This window comes from Thermoanaerobaculia bacterium, assembly GCA_035717485.1.
Lineage (GTDB): Bacteria > Acidobacteriota > Thermoanaerobaculia > UBA5066 > DATFVB01 > DATFVB01.
Window position 1 is genome coordinate 1 of sequence record DASTIQ010000198.1, and the last position, 4,457, is coordinate 4,457.

Here is a 4,457-nt window from a genome sequence, read left to right on the forward strand (position 1 = left end):
CGGCCCGGGCGATGTCGGCCGTGTCGTCGGTCGAGTCGTCGAGCACCTGGATCTCGAGGAGCTCGCGCGGATAGTCGAGCGCGGCGACGGCGGAGATCAGCCGCTCGATCACGTAGCGCTCGTTGTACACGGGAAGCTGAACGGTGATCTTCGGGAGCGGAGTGAGCGGACCCGGCGGCACGGGAGCGGCGGCGCGGTTCCGGTAGTACAGGTAGACCATCATCATGCGATGGAACCCGTACACGGCGAGCGCCAGGAGCACGAGGTAGTAAGACGCTAAGATGGCCAGGTCGGATAGATGCAGCATCGTTTCGCCTTCGGCATTCTCCTGGAGACGATCTATCTGGTCGTCGCCTCCGGGCCCGATTATCGAGCAAATCTGCTGCCGTTTTTCGTTCTGAGTCTGGCGGCGGCCGCCGCTTCCCTCGTTTTCGCGCGTTCGGCTTCCCCCCGCCAGGCGCTCGTGTGGGGAGCGCTCTTCCGGGCCACGCTCCTTTTCCGCGCTCCCGATCTCTCGGAAGACCTCTACCGCTACGCCTGGGACGGGCGCGTCGCGGCGTCGGGAGTGTCCCCGTATGCGTACGCTCCCGACGATCCGGCTCTCGCCGGTCTCCGGAACGACGACTGGAAGCGATCGGCGCATCGGGACGCCCGAACCGTCTATCCGCCCGCGGCCCAGGCGATGTTTCGCGCGGCCGTCCGGACGGGGCGCCCGCGCCTGGTCCTCAAGGCGGCGTTCGCCGCCGCGGATCTGGCGATCGTCTGGCTCCTTCCGCGCTTTCCCGGAGGCGATTTCGGCGCGGCGCTCTACGCCTCGTTCCCGCTCGCGGTCTTCGAGAGCGCGGGAATGGGGCATCTCGATTCGGCGGGGATCGCGCTGCTCCTCGCCGCGCTCCTCTTCCTGCGCCGCTCCCGCGCATTCCGGAGCGGCGTCGCCTTCGCGCTCTCGGTCATGGTGAAGTATTTCGGCGGCTTCGCCGTCCTTCCTTTCGTGCGGCGCGGCCGCGTCGCGTTCGTCTCCGCGGCGGTGCTCGCGGGAGGCGCCTGCTGGCTCGCGGCCGCGCGCGGGGGGACGAGCCCCGCCGCGGGGCTCGGCAACTTCGCGACCCGCTGGTCGGGAAACTCCGTCGTCTATCCGGCCGTCGAATCCGCGGTCGATTCGCTGCGCCTCGCCCCCCGGGCCAAGGCCGCCTATGCCCGATGGAAGTCGACTCGTCCCGAACGCCCCTGGATGGAGAAGCCCTGGGGATGGTTCTACCCGGAGCTCTTCGCGCGGCTGCTGCTCGCCGCCGCGCTCGGCGCGGGACTCCTGACGATCGCCGTCCGGGTCGCCGATCCCGTGCGCGCGGCGGGCGCTTCCCTGGGGCTCTTCCTGCTGCTGTCTCCCGTCGTCCATCCCTGGTACGTGCTCTGGGTGCTGCCGTTCGCCGCGCTCTACCGGAGCCCCGCCTTCCTCTATCTCGCCGCCGCGGTTCCGTTCGGGTACGCGCTGCTCCATCCCGTCGCGCCGTTCTCGGCGGGACTGGTCCTCGCGCTCGAGTACGCCCCGTTCGCTTTCCTGTTCCTGTTCGCGAGAGGAACGGGCTCGATGTTCGCCCCGGCGACGGAGCCGCCGGCGCCGCGAAGCCCGGGGGCGCGGCGGCGGCCCGTCGCTCGCCGGGAGGAGGCGGAGAAGGCGGACATGTCGCGCCACGGTGCGGAGCTCGCGGAGCGCGACGGCCGATGAGGTACCGCGCGACCCTCGCCTACGTCGGCACGTTCTTCCACGGCTGGCAGGTGCAGGAGAACGCCCCGCGCACCGTCCAGGCGGTCGTCGAGTCGGCGTTGGGCCGCGTGCTCGGGGCTCCGGTCCGGGTGCACGGCTCCGGCCGGACCGATGCCGGGGTCCATGCGGACGGCCAGGTCGCGCATTTCGACGGTCCGCCGCTCCCCCCGGCGGGAATCGTGGCGGCCGTGAACGTCCGGCTTCCGTGGGACGTCCGGGCGCTCGATCTCGGCGTCGTTTCGGACGATTTCCACGCTCGATCGAGCGCGTCCGGAAAGCGGTACGTGTACCGGTTCTCGCGAGAACGCGTCATCCCTCCCCGGCAGGCGCTGTTTCGCGCGCCTCTCTCGGCCCGCGCGGACGCCGGCCTCATGGCGGCCGCCGCTTCCCGCCTCGTCGGCGTCCGGGACTTCTTTCCGTTCTCGACGGCCGGAACCGAGACGGAATCGACGGTCCGCGAGCTCTTCGGCTGCGAGGTGCTCGAGGCGGGGCCGGAAATCGAGATCCGGATGACCGCGAACGGCTTTCTGCGCGGGATGGCGCGCGCGATCGCCGGAACGCTGGCGGACGCGGGGCGGGGACGGATCGGGCCGGAACGGATCGACGCCATTTTCGCGGGCAACGACAAGACTCTCGTCTCGGCCAAGGCGAAGCCGCGGGGACTGACGCTCGAGAAGGTGTTCTATCCGGGAGATCCGGGCGCCTCCGCCGCCGCGCCGGTCTCGCCTTCTCCCGCTGTACGATACGGCTCGTGAAGGATCGCCAACTCCTGGCTTCTCCGGGATCCGTCGAGGAGTCGCTGCTCTCGGGGATCGACCCGAAGCGCCTGCCGCGCCACATCGCGATCATCATGGACGGCAACGGCCGCTGGGCGAAGCAGCGCGGCAAGCCGCGCGTCGAGGGACATCGCGCCGGGATCGCCTCCGTGCGCGAAGCGGTCGAGACCTGCGCGCGTCTCGAGCTCGACGCGCTGACGCTCTACGCCTTCTCGGTCGAGAACTGGAAGCGGCCGCGCTTCGAGGTCGTCACCCTGATGACGCTGCTCAAGGAGTACCTGCGCAAGGAGCTCGCGACTCTCGTGGAGAACGACATCCGCTTCCGCGTCGTCGGGCGGATGAACGAGCTCGACCCGTCGGTCCAGAAGGAGCTGATCCGGGGGCTCGCCGCGACCTCGACCTGCCGCGGGATGACGTTCAACATCGCGCTGAACTACGGCGGCCGCACCGAGATCGTCGACGCCTGCCGGTCGCTCGCGACCGACGTCGCCGCGGGCCGCCTCACGCCCGAGCAGATCGACGAGGAAACTCTCGGCTCCCGGCTCGGGACGGCGGGCATTCCCGATCCCGACCTCCTGATCCGCACGTCGGGCGAGATGCGCGTCTCGAATTTCCTCCTCTGGCAGATCGCGTACTCCGAAATCTGGGTGACGCAGACCTTCTGGCCCGATTTCCGGAAGAAGGATCTCTACGAGGCGATCCTCGATTTCCAGAAACGCGAGCGGCGCTACGGCGGCGTGCTCGAGAACCACGGCCTTCCGGCCTGATGCGCCTGCAGCGCGAGCTCTCGGCGGCGGTCGCCATTCCTGCCGTCCTCGCGATCCTGTGGTTCGCGCCGCCGCAGGCGTTCGGCGCTCTCGTCGCCGTGCTCGGGCTCGGGACGCTCGCCGAGTTCTACCGGCTCGCGGAGAAATCGGGGATCCCCGTCCCGAAATGGCTCGCGCTCGCGATCGCGGCGGCGATCCTCGCCGCGACCGTCGTTCCCGCGCCCTCTCCCTCCGGCCTGACGGTCGCCGGCGGGATCTTCGGCTCCGCGGCGATCTTCGCGACCGCGCTGATGCTCTCCGGGATTCCGCTCGCCCAGGCCCTCTCGGGAACCGCCGTCGCGACGCTCGGACTGCCGCTCGTCGTCTTCCCCTGCTGCGCGCTCATCTGGCTCGACCGGGTGAACCTGGCCGGCGCGTCGGGACGATTCGGGCCGAGGCTGATCCTGTTCCTCCTCGTGACGATCTGGGGCTGCGATTCGTTCGCGTATTACGTCGGCAGGAACTTCGGGCGGCACAAGCTCGCGCCCGCGGTTTCCCCGAAGAAGACGATCGAAGGTTCGATCGGGGGGTTCGCGGGATCGATCCTGATCGCGGTCGGGGCCGCCGCGCTCTTCATCCCGGAGTTCCGCCTGCCGGAAGCCGCGATCATCGGCGGTCTCGCGTCGACCGCCGGGCAGATCGGCGATCTCGTCGAGTCGATGTTCAAGCGCGGCGCGGGTGTGAAGGATTCCGGCGTCTTCCTCCCCGGCCACGGCGGCTTCTACGATCGCGTCGATTCCCTGCTCTTCGCAGCTCCGGTCCTCTGCGGAGCCGTCCTCGTGAAGATGGCGGTCGCGTCGTGAAGACGCGCGAGCGACGTCTCGCGAAGACGCGCGAGAGACGTCTCGTGTCGCGCCGGAAAGGCGCGCGGGAATGGGCGACGCGCGAAGCCGCGGCGGTGAAGACGCGGGAAAACGCCCCGTGAGATCGATCGCCCTGCTCGGCGCCACCGGCTCGATCGGGCGTTCGACGCTCGACGTGGTCGCGTCGTTCCCCGAGCGCTTCCGGGTCGTCGCGCTCGCGGCGGGACGAAAGCTCGAGCCGCTGGCCGACGCCGTGCGGCGATACCGGCCGGAGATCGTCTCGGTCGAGCGCGAAGAGGACGTCGCG

The 4,457-nt window shown here is 70.0% G+C and carries 7 protein-coding genes; 6 read left to right on the top strand and 1 reads right to left on the bottom strand.

Annotation, left to right across the window (positions count from 1 at the left end; translation table 11 throughout):
• Positions 1-307, bottom strand: a 307-nt coding sequence (locus VFS34_10555; GenBank protein ID HET9794894.1) for a glycosyltransferase, incomplete at its 3' end; no start/stop codon positions are given.
• On the opposite strand from VFS34_10555, the gene VFS34_10560 reads away from it, so the two are divergent.
• From VFS34_10560 to VFS34_10585, 6 genes are all read left to right on the top strand, one after another.
• Positions 299-1,726, top strand: coding sequence for a hypothetical protein (locus VFS34_10560; GenBank protein ID HET9794895.1), 1,428 nt, complete (start codon positions 299-301; stop codon positions 1,724-1,726). The two genes, VFS34_10555 and VFS34_10560, sit on opposite strands and share 9 nt — an antisense overlap.
• A complete protein-coding gene (gene truA / locus VFS34_10565; protein ID HET9794896.1) occupies positions 1,723-2,520 on the top strand; it encodes a tRNA pseudouridine(38-40) synthase TruA in 798 nt (265 codons plus the stop codon). Before VFS34_10560 ends, truA begins: the two co-directional genes overlap by 4 nt.
• Entirely contained in the window at positions 2,517-3,308 is a 792-nt protein-coding gene (locus VFS34_10570; GenBank protein HET9794897.1) for an isoprenyl transferase, read from the top strand. Before truA ends, VFS34_10570 begins: the two co-directional genes overlap by 4 nt.
• The gene (locus tag VFS34_10575) at positions 3,308-4,150 is read left to right on the top strand and encodes a phosphatidate cytidylyltransferase (GenBank protein HET9794898.1); all 843 of its coding nucleotides are present in this window, start codon (positions 3,308-3,310) and stop codon (positions 4,148-4,150) included. The genes VFS34_10570 and VFS34_10575 overlap by 1 nt, the downstream gene beginning before the upstream one ends.
• Positions 4,147-4,272: a hypothetical protein gene (locus VFS34_10580; GenBank protein HET9794899.1), complete on the top strand. Its 126-nt coding sequence runs from the start codon at positions 4,147-4,149 to the stop codon at positions 4,270-4,272. Before VFS34_10575 ends, VFS34_10580 begins: the two co-directional genes overlap by 4 nt.
• Positions 4,269-4,457, top strand: a 189-nt coding sequence (locus tag VFS34_10585; protein HET9794900.1) for a 1-deoxy-D-xylulose-5-phosphate reductoisomerase, incomplete at its 3' end; no start/stop codon positions are given. The genes VFS34_10580 and VFS34_10585, both read left to right, overlap by 4 nt.

Excerpts from the sequence above, each read along its gene's own strand:
- VFS34_10575 (HET9794898.1), top strand. The coding sequence starts at position 3,308 with ATGCGCCTGCAGCGCGAGCTCTCGGCGGCGGTCGCCATTCCTGCCGTC.
- truA (HET9794896.1), top strand. The coding sequence starts at position 1,723 with ATGAGGTACCGCGCGACCCTCGCCTACGTCGGCACGTTCTTCCACGGC.
- VFS34_10560 (HET9794895.1), top strand. The coding sequence starts at position 299 with ATGCAGCATCGTTTCGCCTTCGGCATTCTCCTGGAGACGATCTATCTG.